This window comes from uncultured Empedobacter sp., assembly GCF_937930195.1.
Lineage (GTDB): Bacteria > Bacteroidota > Bacteroidia > Flavobacteriales > Weeksellaceae > Empedobacter > Empedobacter stercoris.
In genome coordinates, this window is record NZ_CALGVK010000183.1 from 1 (window position 1) to 17482 (window position 17482).

General features: G+C 32.3%; 13 protein-coding genes. 3 read left to right on the forward strand and 10 right to left on the reverse strand.

What is annotated here, in order from left to right:
- The 8 genes from Q0616_RS10790 to Q0616_RS10825 all read right to left on the reverse strand — a co-directional run.
- The coding region (locus Q0616_RS10790) for an LD-carboxypeptidase (protein ID WP_298776931.1) at window positions 1-687 on the reverse strand (687 nt) is incomplete at its 3' end.
- Window positions 688-774: 87 nt separating this feature from the next.
- Window positions 775-3288, reverse strand: coding sequence for a TonB-dependent receptor plug domain-containing protein (locus Q0616_RS10795; RefSeq protein WP_298776933.1), 2514 nt, complete (start codon window positions 3286-3288; stop codon window positions 775-777).
- A gap of 423 nt (window positions 3289-3711) precedes the next feature.
- Entirely contained in the window at window positions 3712-6150 is a 2439-nt protein-coding gene (locus tag Q0616_RS10800) for a TonB-dependent receptor plug domain-containing protein (RefSeq protein ID WP_286483551.1), read from the reverse strand.
- Between the two features lie 534 nt (window positions 6151-6684).
- On the reverse strand, window positions 6685-7545 hold the full coding sequence (gene nadC, locus Q0616_RS10805; RefSeq protein ID WP_298776935.1) for a carboxylating nicotinate-nucleotide diphosphorylase: 861 nt from the start codon (window positions 7543-7545) through the stop codon (window positions 6685-6687).
- Window positions 7545-8435: a hypothetical protein gene (locus Q0616_RS10810; protein ID WP_298776936.1), complete on the reverse strand. Its 891-nt coding sequence runs from the start codon at window positions 8433-8435 to the stop codon at window positions 7545-7547. Before Q0616_RS10810 ends, nadC begins: the two co-directional genes overlap by 1 nt.
- Window positions 8436-10001 carry an L-aspartate oxidase gene (gene nadB / locus Q0616_RS10815; protein WP_286483548.1) on the reverse strand — a complete coding sequence of 522 codons (1566 nt, stop codon included), beginning with the start codon at window positions 9999-10001 and terminating at the stop codon, window positions 8436-8438. It abuts the gene before it with no gap.
- Complete coding sequence (gene nadA, locus Q0616_RS10820; protein ID WP_284582796.1) at window positions 10001-11005, reverse strand: quinolinate synthase NadA; 1005 nt, start codon at window positions 11003-11005, stop codon at window positions 10001-10003. Before nadA ends, nadB begins: the two co-directional genes overlap by 1 nt.
- A 19-nt stretch (window positions 11006-11024) precedes the next feature.
- Window positions 11025-12143, reverse strand: a complete 1119-nt coding sequence (locus Q0616_RS10825) for a C1 family peptidase (protein WP_286483546.1) — start codon at window positions 12141-12143, stop codon at window positions 11025-11027.
- Window positions 12144-12579: 436 nt separating this feature from the next.
- Here Q0616_RS10825 and Q0616_RS10830 point away from each other — a divergent pair, with 436 nt between their 5' ends.
- The gene (locus Q0616_RS10830) at window positions 12580-13935 is read left to right on the forward strand and encodes an orotate phosphoribosyltransferase (protein WP_171622600.1); all 1356 of its coding nucleotides are present in this window, start codon (window positions 12580-12582) and stop codon (window positions 13933-13935) included.
- Window positions 13936-14006: 71 nt separating this feature from the next.
- Here the strand turns inward: Q0616_RS10830 and Q0616_RS10835 are convergent, their stop codons facing one another.
- Window positions 14007-15461 carry a M20/M25/M40 family metallo-hydrolase gene (locus Q0616_RS10835; protein ID WP_298776939.1) on the reverse strand — a complete coding sequence of 485 codons (1455 nt, stop codon included), beginning with the start codon at window positions 15459-15461 and terminating at the stop codon, window positions 14007-14009.
- Window positions 15462-15552: 91 nt separating this feature from the next.
- Window positions 15553-16230: a tRNA (guanosine(46)-N7)-methyltransferase TrmB gene (trmB, locus tag Q0616_RS10840; RefSeq protein ID WP_171622602.1), complete on the reverse strand. Its 678-nt coding sequence runs from the start codon at window positions 16228-16230 to the stop codon at window positions 15553-15555.
- A gap of 135 nt (window positions 16231-16365) precedes the next feature.
- On the opposite strand from trmB, the gene Q0616_RS10845 reads away from it, so the two are divergent.
- Together Q0616_RS10845 and Q0616_RS10850 are read left to right on the forward strand one after the other, a co-directional pair.
- The gene (locus Q0616_RS10845) at window positions 16366-16779 is read left to right on the forward strand and encodes a hypothetical protein (RefSeq protein WP_298776941.1); all 414 of its coding nucleotides are present in this window, start codon (window positions 16366-16368) and stop codon (window positions 16777-16779) included.
- A 180-nt stretch (window positions 16780-16959) separates the two neighbouring features.
- The gene (locus tag Q0616_RS10850; RefSeq protein WP_171622604.1) at window positions 16960-17433 is read left to right on the forward strand and encodes a DUF6702 family protein; all 474 of its coding nucleotides are present in this window, start codon (window positions 16960-16962) and stop codon (window positions 17431-17433) included.
- Window positions 17434-17482: the final 49 nt, after the last annotated feature.

Here is a 17482-nt window from a genome sequence, read left to right on the forward strand (position 1 = left end):
TAGAATTCCGTTGCGTTTCAAATTCATCAACATTCGGTCAACAGCATACCAATTCTCGAACCAATCTTCTAAAAACAAAATTTTATCTGAAGGATTGATAATTGCAGATTCACTTCCTAAAAGAGAACAAACAATCGAAAGATTACCTCCGACCAATTCGCCTTTTACTTCACCCAGATTATTATAGGCATGAATGGAATTATCGTACTGAATTTCTTTCCCAAACAAGACGTCATAAACACTTTGATAAGAAATCGGAAGATAGTCTGTATTGGCTAATTTTTTTGCTGTAACAGCATGCAAAGTTTGATAACCTAAACGATTAAAATGATTATGAAAAACAGTAATATCTGAATAACCTATAATCCATTTTGGATGTTTTTTAAAGTTCGTTAAATCTAATTCATCAATAATTTTTACAGAACCATATCCACCACGAGCACACCAAATTGCTTTGATCTCAACATCATCTAATGCCCACTGAAAATCTTCGGTTCTTAATTCATCTGTTCCAGCATATTTGTAGCCAAAATCATATTCAGTATAGATATTTTTTCCAAGAACTGGAACTAACTTCCAAGATTTAATTAACTCTATTGCTTCGTCTAATTCGCCTTGCAACATACGTTTTGCAGGCGCAACGATTGCTATTTTATCACCTTCTTTTAGAAAATCGGGTTGAATCATTTTTAATTTAAAATTTTATCAAAGGTAAACACAAAAAAAAGACGAACTACATGAGCTCGTCTTTTTGTTATATAAAGAAAATATTTCTTAGAAATTGTAAGTTACACCTGCATTCCAAGTTCTTCCATTCCCCCAGAAGTAACCGTAGTTATCTTTACGAGAAATGTATTGATCATTGAATAAGTTTTTGATGTTTCCTCTAAATTTAATAGATTGACTATTTGTAATCTTGAATTTATAAGACATTCCTAAATCAACGATTGCATAAGGACGAATAGGCACATTTACATATTCTTCTCCAGCAATAGAAGCTTTAGTTGCATCAATTAAATCTACATTTTCAAAAACACGTGCATAGTAGTTAAAGTTAGTATCGAAAGATAAAGCTTTTGTTACTTTTACTTTAGTTCCCATACCAAATGTAAATTGAGCTGCATTTCCTACATACGCATTTAATTCGTCAGTTTTGTTTTCATATCCTGGTACCAACTCTTGCGTATCAGTATCTTGCACTTGGAAATTATATTTACCTTTGTATTTCCAATCTCCTGTTGAAGCATATCCTGTAATAGACCAATCACGTGTTACTTTAGCATCAAAATCTACTTCGATACCTTTGTGAACTTCTGATAAACCTGTCGCGATAAAACGTACACTATTGTGATTATCTCCATTACTATCAACAAAATCAGAACCATTGTATGTCATAGAACGATTATCCCACTCTGTATAATATGCGTTAACATTTACACGTAATGTACGAGATTTGTAACGGTAACCAGCTTCAATACTTTGTAAAATTTCATTATTAATACCTGTATCAATATAATTTACAGTATTACGAACAAAAATATTATTTAAATAAGGTTGACGAGAAAATTTACCAACATTAACAAATAAACTATTCTCTTTGTTCATGTTAATAGAAGCACCAGCTTTTAAATTATAACCGATTTGTGTATGCTCGCCAGAGTAAGCTTTTCCGTTTTTAAATTTAACTCCTGCTTCTTTTGCTTTTTCTGCAGTATAATTCCAGTTGTCATATTTTTCATATTCTTGCCAAGATAAAGCTCCTTGAAAAAATACAGAGAATAATTCGTTTGAATATTCTGCTTGACCAAAGAAACCTTGGTAATTAATTCTTTCAGAATTATCAAAGCCAACTCTCTCACTACGATCAGCTCTATTAAATAATGCCCCCCATGGACTAGAACTATATGTTTTAGAAACAACATAATCCTTTGAACGTTGAGCATTAGATGCAGTACGTCCAGAAGCTCCTAATAAATTATTTAACTGTTGGTAATGTTCTCCTTGATAAAAACGAATATCTGTACCAACATTAAATGTAAATCCTTTTTTCGTATCGAACGTTAAATTTGAAACTCCACCATACCAAAAGTGATTATTAACAGAAGACGCTAAAACAGAACCATTATTTCCATTCGAAATTCCGTTTGATAATTCTTTATTTTTAGCAGCTAATACATCCCAATTAATATCTCCATTTGCAGTATATCCACCATCTGTATAACCAGGACCATTACCTAAAAGAGTTGTTCCTCCTCCAGTACCAGTAGATGCATAAACAACTGTAGATAATGATAAGTTTTCATTGATAGAGAAATCCCAGTTTAAATTAGCTACTGGTTTGTGATAATAATTTGTTTTTGCAGATAAAGCTTCTCCATTGTAAAAACCGTAATTAGAGTTACCTATACGACCTGTGATATCATAACCTGGAGTTGCAATAATACTCTTATTTACCCCATCAACTTTAATATTACGATACTTTGTCTCCATTGGTTTAGAATAGTTCTGACCATGTTCTTGTGGAGCACCAAAAATCATAAAGTTGAATGTATGGCGTTCATTTGGTTTGAAACCTACAGAAACAAAGTAAGATTGTCCTTTACCTTCAGTTCCTCGAGCAAAACTTCTGTGAGCAGACCAGTTATCAAACATAAATGAAGCACCCCATTTACCTTTCATTCCTGTATTATAACCAATAGTTTGTTTTTGATAAGAATCGTTACCAGCTAAGTAACGTACAAAACCTCCTTCTTTTTTATCTGTAGCTTTTGTTATAATATTTACAGTTCCTCCTACTGAAGAAATAGCTAATTTAGATGATCCTAAACCACGTTGAGAATCAATAACATTTGCAATATCAGAAACTGATTGCCAGTTTGACCAATATAAACTACCGTTATCCATTCCATTGATTGGTTGCCCATTCAATAAGAAAGCTGTATTTGATTGATCAAAACCTCTCATGTACATTTTTGCATCACCAAAACCTGAAGCTTGATCTGCAACATAAATAGATGGAGAATTTTTTAATAATTCTGGAAACTCTACATTTCCAACTCCTTTATCAAGGATTTCTTCTCTTGTAATAACTGTAGAAGCAACAGGAGTCTTACGAGCTTCTGCTACATCAATTACACCTTTACCAATGATTAATGTTTCACTTAAAGATACATTTTCGTCCTGTTCAACCTTTGTAGAATCTGTTGGTTCAACAACTTGAGCGAAAGATAATGATGCCGTTAAGGCGAAAGCTCCTACTAATAAAAGCTTAACTGAGTTTAACCTCATCTTTTGAAATAGTTTAAAAGTTTACTTTTGCAAAGTTGAGGTGTATATATGTTAAAATGGTTATAAACCTTATGTTAATTAAGAATAATTATAAGATAAAATCCTTTTTTTCTTATAACTCATTTAAAACTTAACTATTTTATCAATATAATAATTACACACCATTAATTTTATTAAAAATTATATATTAATTAAAATAGTGTAACGTTACATATTTTATCAATAATAGTTAAAAAGTTTCAAACGCATATTAATTCATTATTAAATGAATAATTATTCTTAAAAAATATTTATTTAGAATTGTTTTAAATAAATATTTATTTATTTTATCTTTTTAAGTCAACCGTCTAATTATCAAATATCAATAAAAAAGCGGACTTAAAACTAAGTCCGCTTGAATATGTTAAGAAATATTAATTCTTATTAGAAGCTATAAGTAACACCTGCATTCCAAGTTCTACCTACTGCATATCCGTATCCATTTCTATCAATTCTACTTACATATTGATCATTGAATAAGTTACGTACATTTCCTCTAAATTTGATTTTTTGCTTACCAAATTTAAACTCATAAGCTACTCCAGTGTTAACACGAGCAAAAGGTGAGATTTTTTCTGCTTGATAAACTTCTCCTTTTAATGCGCTTTTAACAACATCTTCTGGATTCACTTGTCCATATGCACGAGCATTGTACATAAAATCTACATCCCAATATAAGTTTCTTGTGAAGTTAACTTTTGTTCCCATACCAAATGTAAATTGAGCTGCCTCTCCGATATATGTTCCTGTTAAATCAACATTCCCTTTCTCGAAAATTGTATCATCATCTGTGTACATAGATTCGAATGGAGTTTCTCCGTCATATTTCCAATCACCGTAAGATGCGAATCCATATAAGCTGAATGCTTGAGAAACTTTAGCATCAAAATCAATTTCAATACCTTTATGTATTTGAGCAATATCAGTATAAGCTGTATAAATTGGTCTAGTTGTATTATCTGGTTGCATTATTGATCCAGACATACCTAAGAAACGGTTCCCCCATTTTGTATGGTAAGCGTTAATGTTTACTCTTAAGTTTCTTGTTTCATACTTGTAACCAACTTCGAAACCTGTAATTTCCTCGTTCTCTACATTTGGCTCACGTAAATCAACTTTATTATATTCGAATACATTATCTAAGAATGGTTGACGAGAGTAACGTCCTGCGTTTGCAAAAACAGTATTTTCATCGTTAATGTTAACAGACAAACCTCCTTTAACATTCCACCCTGTTTTGTTTACTTTTTTAGAAGCTTCTTCTACACCTCCATAATTCCAAGTATCAAATTTTTGGTAGAATTGGTTAGAGATTGCTCCTTGACCGAATACTGTAAAGATCTCATTAGAATATTCAACTTGTCCAAAAGCTCCTTGGTAGTTAATATCCTCAGAATAATCTCTTGATATTCTTTGTCCTTTTTTAGCTGATTTGAATAATGCTGACCAAGGATTAGTTCCAAAAGTTTCTGTTACAACAACTGTTTGACCATTTGATTTGTTAACTTCTGACCATCCTTTTAGTCCAAATAAATTACTCATTTGCTGGAAGTGATTTCCTTGGTAAAAACGAACGTCAGCACCTAAGTTGAAGTTCCACCCAGTTTTAGTATCAAAGTTTAAATTTGTTACTCCTCCATACCAAAAATGGTTATTTACCGAAGTACGAATTGCACCATTTGATACATTGTTAACTCCGTTAATATCTTTACCTCCGTTATTTCCAATTCCATCTGGATCTAACATATTGTTACCTTGAATTAAATCAAAATCAACTAATCCATTTTTTAACGTACTTGAAGCTCTACCAACACCAGAAGTTCCTCCTCCTGTACCTGTTGAAGCATAAAGTACTGTAGACAAGTTCATATTCTCATTAATTGTCCAGTCCCAGTTTAAGTTAGCTACTGGTTTGTGGTAAAAGTTAGTTCTTAGATTTTCTCCTTTACCGTTTAAATAGCCATAAGTTGTATTATACTTTTTGCCATAGCCGTACTTTTCAGCTTCAGCCCACTGCTTTTCACTTTTTGTTGAATAGTTTTGACCATGTTCTTGTGGCGCACCAAAAATCATAAAGTTAATGTTATGACGATCATTTGGTTTATAACCTACAGAAACAAAATAGGCTTGCGAATTAGCACTTGTCCCTTGCGCCCAAGATCTATGCATAGATGTTTGGTTAAATAAGAACGATGCTCCCCATTTACCTTTCATTCCTGTGTTATAAGAAATTGTCGCACTCATGTAACTATCGTTACCCGTATTAAATCTTACAAAACCACCTTGTTTTTTATCTGTCGCTCTGGTAACCATATTTACAGTACCACCAACAGAAGATATCGCTAATTTAGAAGACCCTAAACCACGTTGAATTTGAACTGCATTTGCCACCTCAGTCATTGCAGACCAATTAGACCAATACAAGTTACCATCTTCCATCCCGTTAATAGGCTGTCCGTTTAATAAATAAGCCGTATTTTGACTACTAAATCCTCGTAAAAACATTTGAGAATCTCCAAACCCTCCTGCTTGTCCAGAAACATAAACTGATGGTGTTGTAGCAAAGATTTCTGGAAAATCTACATTTCCTACCGCTTTATCTTCAATTGAAGCTTTACTAATTGTAGAAACAGCTACCGGAGTTTTACGATCTTCAACGATATCGATTACTCCTTTACCAATGATTAATGTTTCTCCTAAAGATACGTTTTCGTCCTGTTCAACCTTTGTAGAATCTGTTGGTTCAACAACTTGGGCGAAAGATAATGATGCCATTAAGGCAAAAGCTCCTACAAGTAAAAGCTTAGTTGAGTTTAACCTCATCTTTTGAAATAGTTTAAAAGTTTACTTTTGCAAAGTTCTGCACTTTTAATGAGATTATTGTTAAATTATGGTAAATTTTTAAATTATTCTTGACTAACCGTTATGTTAATTATCAATTTAATAACACAAATTGCTTATAAATAAAAATCTATTTAGTTTAAACAAAGTAATTTTATAAATAATTAATTTTTTTTAGATATTTAATTAAAAGTTAACATAAGTTGAAAAATAAATTTTAAACACATTTTACTCTAATTGAGCGATTATTTTTCATAAATCAGCTTCAAAAACAATACAAAATTCCTTATTTAGAACCAGTATAGATAATATTTGTTAATTTTAAAACTTTATCATTTAAATAGATGTCATCGTTATTTTTATTATAAATGAATGTTAAAAATTAAATCAATCCAAATATCTATCCTTTAACTATCAAAAATAAAATGCAGGAAAACAAATCTTGAAATTGTTAAATTTTTCTGTTATCACTTTACAATAAACATAAGATTGGTATGACGTGATGGTAAAAATTCATTACTTAACCGCTTTCAAACTCAAATCAAAATTTGAAGCCGAATGAATAATTGCACCAGACGAGATAAAATCTACTCCAGTTTCTGCAATAGCACGCACAGAGTCTTTTGTAATTCCTCCCGAAGCTTCTGTTTTTGTTTTTCCATTTATATAGATAACAGCTTCTTTCAAAGTTTCGAGGTCAAAATTGTCTAACATGATAAAATCAACATTCGCTTCTAAAGCTTCTTTCACCTCATCCATGTTGCGCGTTTCTACTTCTATTTTTAGATGCAAATGATGTTTAGCTAAATAATCTTTTGTTTGGGCAACCGCTTTTGTAATTGTTCCACAAAAATCAACATGATTATCTTTTAACATCACCATATCATACAATCCAAAACGGTGATTTTCTGCACCTCCAATTTTAACGGCCCATTTTTCAATCATTCGGAAATTAGGTGTTGTTTTTCTTGTGTCCAAAATTTTCGCATTTGTTCCTTTCACCAACTCCATCATTTCGTGTGCATAAGTTGCTATTCCTGACATACGCTGCATGCAATTTAACACCAATCTTTCACACGTTAAGATTGATTGCGAAGAACCTTTCACCTTAAACGCTACATCTCCAAAGCTTACGCTATCTCCGTCATTTTTGTAAAATTCGATTTTCAATGAAGGATCAAATGTGGCAAAAATAATTTTCGCTAATTCTATTCCAGCAATTATCCCGTTGTCTTTCACTTTCAATTCTGCTTCTTGCATAGAATCGTAGGGAACACATGCTAAAGTTGAATGATCACCATCGCCAACGTCTTCTAAAAAAGCCTGACGAATAAATGTTTGTAATTTTTCGTTTGTAATATATGTAGGTAAATTCATTATCTATAAGTTAAGGATGCAAATTTTGATTGATTAAATTCTTTCTTGGTTTTATATTCATAATATTCGGCCCAAGTTCCGTTTTCTTCACGTACAACCGTAATCAACACTTGTGCGGAAGGATCATTATCAAAAAAGTTTTTGATTTGAAGTTTGTATTCCTTGTCTTCAATTATACCTTTTGTAATATCAATTACGCCAGATTTAAAAGCCGCATCAAAAGCTGTTGCATAAGGATCTACCGCAGCCATTTCGAATAAATTAGAGAATCGTCCCAAATAATATTCACGATTCCCGGCTTTTCCATACGTCTTCAAATTAAAATCTTTATCAATACGAACTTCAATTTCTTCTTCTGAGGTTTTTAAAGTAAACAACACGCGATTCGCTGAAGGGAATTTCTCAAACTCGTTATTCTGTTCTTCCAACATAAAGCGTAAAGGCAAATTATACCTCATCCGAACAGCTTTATTTTTATGATCACGAGCAGGTTCTATTTTTAGATTATTTCGATCCATTTTATTGTTTAGTAAAACCAAACTTGCATGTGCAACACTGTTAAAAATCGGATTAGCTCCATCTATATTTACCTCAGAGAACCGACCTTCTTCATTGATGATAAATCCAATTTTAGATTGCACAGATTCGATATGTAAATAATCTGCGATATTCGAAAAGTAAGCGATTTGAGCTTGTATATCTTCACTCAAATTTTTACTCAAACAAGCTTGTAACTCACTTTTTTCTTTGAGATTTTCGCAACCAAAATAAACAGGTATCGTATTCGCATCAACAACTGTTAAATTTGGCTTTTCGTTATCCTTCTTTTTTGTTTGAGAGAATACTAAACTTGAAAATAGAAGCGGAATTATCAACCAAAAGTTCTTCATTTAATTAAAATCTTTGTTATAAAAAGTTCCTCGATTTTCTTTTTGATTGGTACTTTGTTCGATAATTAAATATGCCACATCAACCAAATTTCGAAGTTCTAATAATTTAGGCGAAATAATCGTGAAATAATAAATTTCTTTGACCATTTTTTCAATTTCTAAAATACGACTTTGAGCAATTTTAAGACGTGCATCGCTACGAACAATTCCAACCAACTCGCTCATCATCGCTTGTAGTTGTTTGCGCAGATACGAAATCAACACCAACTCCTCTTGTACTTTCATTCCTTCTTCGTTCCATTCTGGAAAGTTAAAATTCTGAATAGAGAAATTATTTTGGTTTAGTTTTTCGATAGTATTCAACGCTGCACGATGTCCAAAAACCATTGCTTCTAACAACGAATTTGAAGCCAAACGATTTGCGCCATGCAATCCTGTATTTGAACATTCGCCAACCGCAAACAAATTCTCTATTGATGTTTTACCATCTAAATCGACATCAATTCCGCCGCATAAATAATGCGAAGCCGGAACCACAGGAACTAATTCTGTAAACATATCATAACCTTCGGATTTACATTTTTCGTAAATATTAGGGAAATGTTCCAAGAATTTTTCTCTATTTAAATGACGGCAATCAATGTAAACATAGTCGTCTCCGCGTAATTTCATTTCATTATCGATTGCGCGAGCAACGATATCACGCGAAGCTAATTCTTCTCGTTCATCGTATTTATGCATAAATAATTCGCCATCTTTTGTGCGTAACTTAGCTCCAAATCCACGTACCGCTTCCGAAATTAAAAACAATTGTCCGTCAAATTCGCTGTAAAAAGCTGTTGGATGAAACTGAATAAATTGCATCCCTGAGACGGTTGCTTTCGCGCGACGAGCCAAACCAATTCCATCCCCAGTTGCGATAATAGGATTCGTGGTGTTTTTATAAACATGCCCTACTCCACCTGTTGCTAATAAGGTTACTTTGGCTAAATGACGTTCGACTTTATCTGTATTTAAATCTAAAATATAAGCTCCAAAACATGTTGTTTGGTCTGCTAAATCTCGATTCAAGTGATGTTCTGTTATCAAATCAACTACAAAATGGTGGGTAAGAATTTGAATATTTGGATATTCTTTGATTGCTTCTAACATCGCACGTTCAATTTCCCAACCTGTTACATCTTTGTGGTGTACAATTCGGTTTTCGGTGTGTCCTCCTTCGCGACCTAAATCATAAATACCTTCCTTGTTTTTATCAAATCGAACGCCCCAATCAATAATTTCGTTAATGCGGTCTGGCGCCTCTTTTACAACTACCTCAACCGCTTCTAATTTGCAAAGTCCATCACCTGCACGAAGCGTATCCTGAATATGTTTCTCGAAACTATCATTCTCGAAATCGCTGACAACAGCCACGCCTCCCTGCGCATATTTTGTATTGGTTTCGTCTTTATTTGCTTTGGTTACAATGGTAATTTTGGCATCAGGATATTTGATTGCAATTTTTAGTGCATACGATAATCCTGCAATTCCAGAACCAATGACTAAAACATCTTGTATAGCCATTATTTGATTTTTTCTGATAAATCTAACATACGATTAATCGAAGCCAATGCTTTTATACGCAAACTTTCTTCAATTTGTATTTCTGGTAGTTCATATTTCATACACAAATACAACTTTTCTAACGTTGATAATTTCATATAAAAACACTCAGAACAATTACACGATTCATCTTGAACCAAAGCTGGAATCAACTTCTTATTAGGTGCTAATTTTTGCATCTCATGTAAAATTCCTTCTTCTGTCGCTACGATAAATTCTGTCGCTTCATTTTCTACCACATAATCCAACAAACGAGAAGTTGAACCAATAAAATGAGCAAATTTCAATAAATCTTCTTGCGCTTCTGGATGAGCAATTAATTTTGCATTTGGATTTTCTGCCATTTGTTGCGCAATTCTTTCCAACGAAAAAGCCTCATGAACGATACAAGCGCCATCCCATAAAATCATGTTACGCTTACAAACCTGATTTAAATAACGCCCTAAATTACGGTCTGGCGCAAAAATAATCTCTTGATCTTCTGGCAACGAATTGATAATCGCTTCTGCATTAGAAGAAGTCACAATAATATCTGATTCCGCTTTAACACCTGCATCACAATTGATATAACTTACCACAATCGCATTTGGATGTTGCTCTCGCAAGCCACGCAAACCTTCTGCCGAACAAGAATCTGCCAACGAACAACCTGCTTTTGTATCTGGAAGAACAACTTTTTTTGAAGGATTAAGAATCTTCGCAGCTTCTGCCATAAAATGAACACCACAAAAAACAATCATATCAGCTTCTGTTTTAGCTGCTGCTCTAGCTAATTGCAACGAATCGCCTAAATAATCTGCTAAATCCTGAATTTCACCCGATTGATAATAATGCGCTAAAATTACTGCATTTTTTTCTTTGCGTAATTTATTAATCTCTGCAACTAAATCGGTTCCTTTCGGAATTTCTATATCCAAATAACCCTTATGCTCTAACTTTTCTATCGCTTGTTCTAATGTCTTCATTTTATCGTTTTGTGTATTATTATTTTATTCCTAATTGCTTCTTTACCTTTTCTGACAAAGCATCTTTGTGTACTGTAAAAGCAATTGATTTCATTCTAAAAAAAGGTTTAGACATGTAAATATGTCCATTATTTCCTAAATTTTCTGTTCCCCAAGAATTTTTCACATCATAATATTGATTTCCTAATTGATCTCTTAAAATTCCTGTGATATGCATCAAATGGTCATCTTGTGTTGACAAATCCTCGAAAGCTGCTTGACGTTCTTCTGCAGAAACCCATTTTTCTGGCAAAATTTCCACAAAATAATCAGATTCTAAACCTTCTGAAGGCCAAACGGCTAAACCATGCTTTTTAGAAAACGTTTTTTCTGAAACATCTGTATCAAATGCAGCAGTAAATCCATTGTATAACGCTTCATCTAACACTTTCATGTATTCATCTAATGGCAAATTGTAGTACGAACCATTCGAGAAATTATCTGGCACTTGTAAAATAAATTGAGAATAATACGGTGCTTGTTGAAACGATGTAAGTGTAACATAATCGTCTGGATTAATTTTTAAGAATTTCGCAAATTCCTGTGGTGTATATTCTTTTCCTTCGAATTTAAATACTGTTGGAGGAACACCTAATTTTTGATTTAATTTTTGATCGAAATTATTTTTCCAATCAGTTGTTAAGTATTTTTTTGGATTCTTTACAATCGAATCTAAATCTGTTTTTAATTCTTTTACCAGTAATTCATGGTTATGTTTAGTTTCTGTGCCAACTGTAAAACCTGCGTACACTTCGTTTGGAACTAAACCATTTTTGCGAACAGAGTTCAATACATCATGTGATAATCCACCTTCGCTAAATTGAGCTTTCCCTTGGCGATAAACATAATTATACGCTTTTACTGGATACGTAAAACGAACATTGTACATCTCTGATAAATCGACTTTTTTACCCGTTATACGTTTCACTTCCGACTCTAAAAAAGAGACCGTAGAAAATGACCAACATGTTCCTGTTTTTCCTTGCGAAATAACTGGAAGTGCCGAATTATTAACCAACTCTTTGAATTTGAATGGACTTTCTTGTGCTGATGCTAATGCACTGACTAATGCAAAACTTGCAAGGATATATTTTTTCACTTTGTGTTTGTTTATAAAACTCAAAAATAAAGTTATTTTATGAAGATTTGGTTGAAAGATGAAGAAAGTTAAAAATGACAATACATCACCTCGAGTGATTTTAGTTTCGATAGAAAAGAAAATTGTATGGAGAAGTAAGAGGTATTAAAGCAATTCGTCAAGTTATCGAAACGTTTAAAAAGATGATTCATCATTTTAAACACTCAAACTGACGAACTAAAATTGATGAGATGATAAAATCGATATAGAAATACGTTAGAAAAATTTCAAAAGGTTAATTACTAATTTTCTTTAAAATTTATAATTTTTCACTTTTAGAACAAATTATAAATCAAATCAGTATAAATATTCAATTTTTATACATCTAAAAATTAATTTGGCTTAAAATGCAATAAATCACTCAAAAAGCTATTAACTTTGCTCAAACATTACACAAATGCAACCAAGAGAAGATTTTTTATTGAAAGCTTACGAGCTGGGAATTATAAAATTTGGAAATTTCACTTTAAAAAGTGGTATAGAATCTCCTTTCTATGTCGATTTAAGACCTTTGGCTTCAAGTCCACAATTATTAAAAACTTTAGCAAACAACTTATTAGATTTAGTAGAAGATGTTGACTACGATTTGATTTGTGGTGTGCCTTACGCAGCATTACCAATGGCGACTACAATGAGTTTAACATCGAATATTCCTTTGATTATCAAACGTAAAGAGAATAAAGGATATGGAACTAAACGTATGGTAGAAGGTGTTTTTTCCGAAGGACAATCTTGTCTTTTAGTAGAAGATGTAATTACATCTGGACAATCTTTATTAGAAACAATTGATCAAGTTGAACGTGAAGGTTTACGTGTAAAAGATTTGGTTGTTGTTTTGGATCGAGCACAAGGTGGTTCTGAAAAATTAAAAGAACAAGGTTACAATGTGAAGACATTATTCACTATTCACGAAGTAATTGATATTTTACATAAATACCATCGCTTGACAGATGATGAGGCGAAAAAAATCAAAGACTTTTTAGCTTTACCTGCTGAAGCTGTTCCAGCAAAACAACGTATTGCATTGGAGAATAAAAAAATTGTTCATCCTGTTGGAAAACGTTTGGTAGAATTAGCGCTTAAAAAACAATCAAACTTGATTGCTTCTGCTGATTTGATTACTTCTGATGAAATTATTGATTTCGCAGGAAAAGTTGGTGATCATGTTGTTGCTTTAAAATTACATTCAGATATTATTCAAGATTTTTCGGATAACTTAATCGTTGAATTGAAAAAAATCGCACGCGAAAAAGAATTCTTATTATTTGAAGACCGCAAATTTGGAGATATCGGAAATACACAAGAATTACAATTCAAGAAATCGATTTATAAAATTTCTGATTGGGCAGATTTAGTAACTGTTCATCCAATTGGAGGTTTAGAATCGTTGAAAGTTTTCGAAAACACTGGCGTAATTACAATTGTAGAAATGTCTTCGAAAGGAACATTAACAGATGATTATTACTTCACGAAAGCAATCAATGTTTCAGAACAATCGGGTAATGTTTTGGGTGCAGTTGCTCAACGTCAAATCCCAGATAATTTGTTATTGTTTACACCTGGTGTTAATATTTCTTCGACTGGAGATAGCAAAGGACAACAATACAATACACCAGAATTGGTTTTCAAAAATTACCATACCGATTTTATGATTGTTGGTCGTGGAATTTACAAAGCTGCTGATGTAAAAACGGCTGCTAAAGAATACCAAACGTTAGGTTGGGTTTCTTACTTACAAAGTTTGAATGATTAAGATTTAAATAAATTTCAAAAATAGAAAGCAAGCTGAATTCAGCTTGCTTTTTGTTTTTTATTTTGTTGAATTTACTTCAATACAAATTTATGTGAAATAGAATTTCCTTGATTATCGGAAATTGTAGCTATATAAAATCCTGTTGAGAGATTAGACAAATTTATACTTCCTTTCGAATGCTCAGCATTCATCATTTTTATAGTTCGTCCAGTTGCATCAATAATTTTCACCGAAATTGCTGCTTTAAAATTCACTTGATAATTTAATGTTTTATCTGTGATATATATTTTAGACGTTTCTTTTTCTATCGTTTCAGTTCCTAATTTCCCCGTTTGTTTCGCCGCTTCTACAATATATTCGATCCCTAATTTCGTGAACTTAGCAGCATGTGTAGATGTACTTCCCATTGATGCATACGTATCGTTTATAGAATGAATATACGGATTACTATCACTCATTTTTGATTCGAAAGGTAAAACAGCAGAAAAGCCATTATTCGCCCAACTTGCGTGATCCGAACATCCATAACCACATTTTGACGTATCATACGTAAATTGATGCATACCTGATTGATTGTACTCGTCCATCAATTGCATCAAAAACGAGTTCAGATTAGCATCACAATACGCATCTGTCATTAATACAATATCTTTTGCAGATCCTTTGTAATTCGTCATATCAAATTGTACATAACCAATCACATTTTTTTGATCCGTTGCATATTGCTTAGCGATTTCTCCCGAACCTACTAAACCAATTTCTTCGGCTGCATACGCCATGATTTCTGTGGTACGTTGTGGCTTAAAGTTGTTTTTTAACAAAACACGCAAAACTTCTGTAATCGTAGCAATACCCGATGCGTTATCATCGGCTCCTGGCGCAAAAGATTGATCGCCACTCCATCCTATAGTCGAATCAGCATGTCCACCAATTATCACATATTCGTCTTTTTTTTCGTTCCCATTAATGGTTAATATCAATGATTTCATTGGTGTATTGACATGATCCACAATTTTCACCACAACATCAGTTCTACCTGCTTCTGCAATCATTTGCTCCCAAACTTCTTTTATTTTCAGAATGGCATCGTTAGCTTCTTGACGCGTGTGATAACGTGTTTTGAAACCTTCTAATAATAAAATCGTCTTTTCAATTTCTTTTACATCAACATCATTTAATGCTTTAGTTATAAAATCTTGTTCAGTTATGGTATAAGTAAATGGTTCATTTTTTTGAAAAACGATTGGTTGAATTGCTTGCAACGCTTCTTTTTTTGAAGATTGAAAAATATAACCATTTCCATGTGCAAATTTCTCTTTCAAATCTTCTGTAATCGCTGGATGAAAATAAATTGCTGAAAGATTATCTTTTGAAGATAAAATCTGAATAGAATCTGGTTGATTTCTTTGTAAGATTGACGCATTTTCTGTTTCCATTGTCGCATAAATAAAATCTGGTTTGATTTGTGCGAAGGAAAAAAATCCATTCAACAAAAGAGGAGAAAGGAATAAAAGTTTATTTTTCATAATATCATATTAGTGTGTAGACAAATATAGTTGAATAATTATTTATCCTTTTTTATAAATAAAAAAAATCCATCTTTCGATGGATTCTTCATTAATATTTTAATTGGAACTTTATATAGGTAATCTTTTTACCTTCTTCCAAAAATTTCGATTCATAATAGGTTTGTACAGCTGTCACTATTTCTGGTATATCCGAATGGTCTGGGTGATAAACATCGTGTGTAGAACGAATCACTTCGTGCCCTTCGATATGAATAACACCATGTGTGTAACCATGTAAAAACTCAGAATCTGTTTTCAAATTAACTGTTCCATCTGGTTTCAAAATCTTGTTGTAACGTCTCAAAAACTCGGGATCAGTTAAACGATGTTTTGTTCTTCTGAATTTAATTTGTGGATCTGGGAAAGTAATCCAAATTTCGCTCACTTCATTTTCAGCAAAAAGATGGTCGATAATTTCGATTTGTGTTCTAAGAAATCCAGCGTTTTCAATTCCTTCATCTAAACATGTTTTTGCTCCACGCCAAAATCTTGAACCTTTAATATCTACTCCGATAAAATTACGATCTTTGTCACGACGCGCCATTGCAACAGTATATTCTCCTTTTCCACAACCAAGTTCTAAAACAATTGGATGATCATTTTTAAAAAAATCCTTGTTCCAATTTCCTTTTAATGCAAAATTATTGATCGCTTCCTCTCGTGTTGGTTGAACAACATTCTGAAAAGTTTTATTTTCGTTAAATCTTCTGATTTTATCTTTTCCCATTTCGGATATATTTTGCGCGAAATTACGAGATTTTGCTTAATCTAAAAAACTGTTCTAACAACACATAAATCTCAACAAATAGTATTTATGTTAAAAGGTTTGTTATTTTTGTAATGAAAAACTAAAATTAGAAAAATGGATTTTATCAAACAATTTCATAGTGGATGGGCTTATCTTGTGATTTTGATGGGCGTTATCTTTGTGATTTCAACATTAATTTACGCAATTTCGAAAAAAGACACCAACGCTACAATCAAGAAAATCGGATTATTTACGACGATTACATTTCACGTACAATTGTTAATTGGATTAGTCTATTATATTATGATGTTTTCTGCCTTAGAACCATCAAATATTATGTCTGATTCTGCTTTAAGATTAACATTCGTAGAGCACCCAATGATGATGATTGCTGGGGTTGTTTTTATGACAATTGCAAATGCAAAATTAAAACGTTCGACAACCGTACCTATGAGTGTAGCAATTTTTGCTATCATCGGATTGGTTTGTATTTTAAGCAGAATTCCTTACCACGTTTGGTTTGCTTAATCGTTTAGAATAAAATCATAAAAAGAGTATTAAGTAATTAGTACTCTTTTTATTTTTTAAAAATTTCATAATTTTTTTATTCTAAATCCGTTATAAAAACAAGTCGAGCAAATATACTTTTCAATTTTAAGAATATTTGGCATTCGATTTGAAAGAGATTTGTACAAACTAAGTAATAAAATGAACTATATAAAATATCTATTCTCTTTGCTTTTGGTTTTTGTCACATTTAACCTAAGCGCACAGGATTTCCACACAGCGAATATCAAGGTTGATTACGAACAAGAAACAGGAACGCTCAATATAACCGCACGTACTTTTACCAATCAATTGGAAAAAGCTGTTGGTGCAGATGTTTCGAATAAATCGAACTTTGAAAATAAGTTAAAAGCTTATGTAAACAGTAAAGTTGATGTCAAAGTAAATGGAAAAGCGTTGGGGACTTCGTATTACGGTTATCAAGTAAATGATAAATCGACACGAGTTTTCTTTAAGTTTGAAAAAATATCTGACATTAACACAATAGAGTTAAAAGTAGCTTTGTTAACTGATGTTTTTAGTGACCAACAAAATATTGTGACGTTTGATATTAAAAACAAAAAAGACACAAAAATGTTAACAAGAAATAACGACACCGTAAAAATGTCTTTCTAATAAATCAAAAGCCTTCCGAGTACGAAAGGCTTTTTTATTGTGAAAACTT

Excerpts from the sequence above, each read along its gene's own strand:
- Q0616_RS10795 (WP_298776933.1), bottom strand. The coding sequence starts at position 3,288 with ATGAGGTTAAACTCAGTTAAGCTTTTATTAGTAGGAGCTTTCGCCTTA.
- Q0616_RS10800 (WP_286483551.1), bottom strand. The coding sequence starts at position 6,150 with ATGAGGTTAAACTCAACTAAGCTTTTACTTGTAGGAGCTTTTGCCTTA.
- nadC (WP_298776935.1), bottom strand. The coding sequence starts at position 7,545 with ATGAATTTACCTACATATATTACAAACGAAAAATTACAAACATTTATT.
- Q0616_RS10810 (WP_298776936.1), bottom strand. The coding sequence starts at position 8,435 with ATGAAGAACTTTTGGTTGATAATTCCGCTTCTATTTTCAAGTTTAGTA.
- nadB (WP_286483548.1), bottom strand. The coding sequence starts at position 10,001 with ATGGCTATACAAGATGTTTTAGTCATTGGTTCTGGAATTGCAGGATTA.
- nadA (WP_284582796.1), bottom strand. The coding sequence starts at position 11,005 with ATGAAGACATTAGAACAAGCGATAGAAAAGTTAGAGCATAAGGGTTAT.
- Q0616_RS10830 (WP_171622600.1), top strand. The coding sequence starts at position 12,580 with ATGCAACCAAGAGAAGATTTTTTATTGAAAGCTTACGAGCTGGGAATT.
- Q0616_RS10835 (WP_298776939.1), bottom strand. The coding sequence starts at position 15,461 with ATGAAAAATAAACTTTTATTCCTTTCTCCTCTTTTGTTGAATGGATTT.
- trmB (WP_171622602.1), bottom strand. The coding sequence starts at position 16,230 with ATGGGAAAAGATAAAATCAGAAGATTTAACGAAAATAAAACTTTTCAG.
- Q0616_RS10845 (WP_298776941.1), top strand. The coding sequence starts at position 16,366 with ATGGATTTTATCAAACAATTTCATAGTGGATGGGCTTATCTTGTGATT.
- Q0616_RS10850 (WP_171622604.1), top strand. The coding sequence starts at position 16,960 with ATGAACTATATAAAATATCTATTCTCTTTGCTTTTGGTTTTTGTCACA.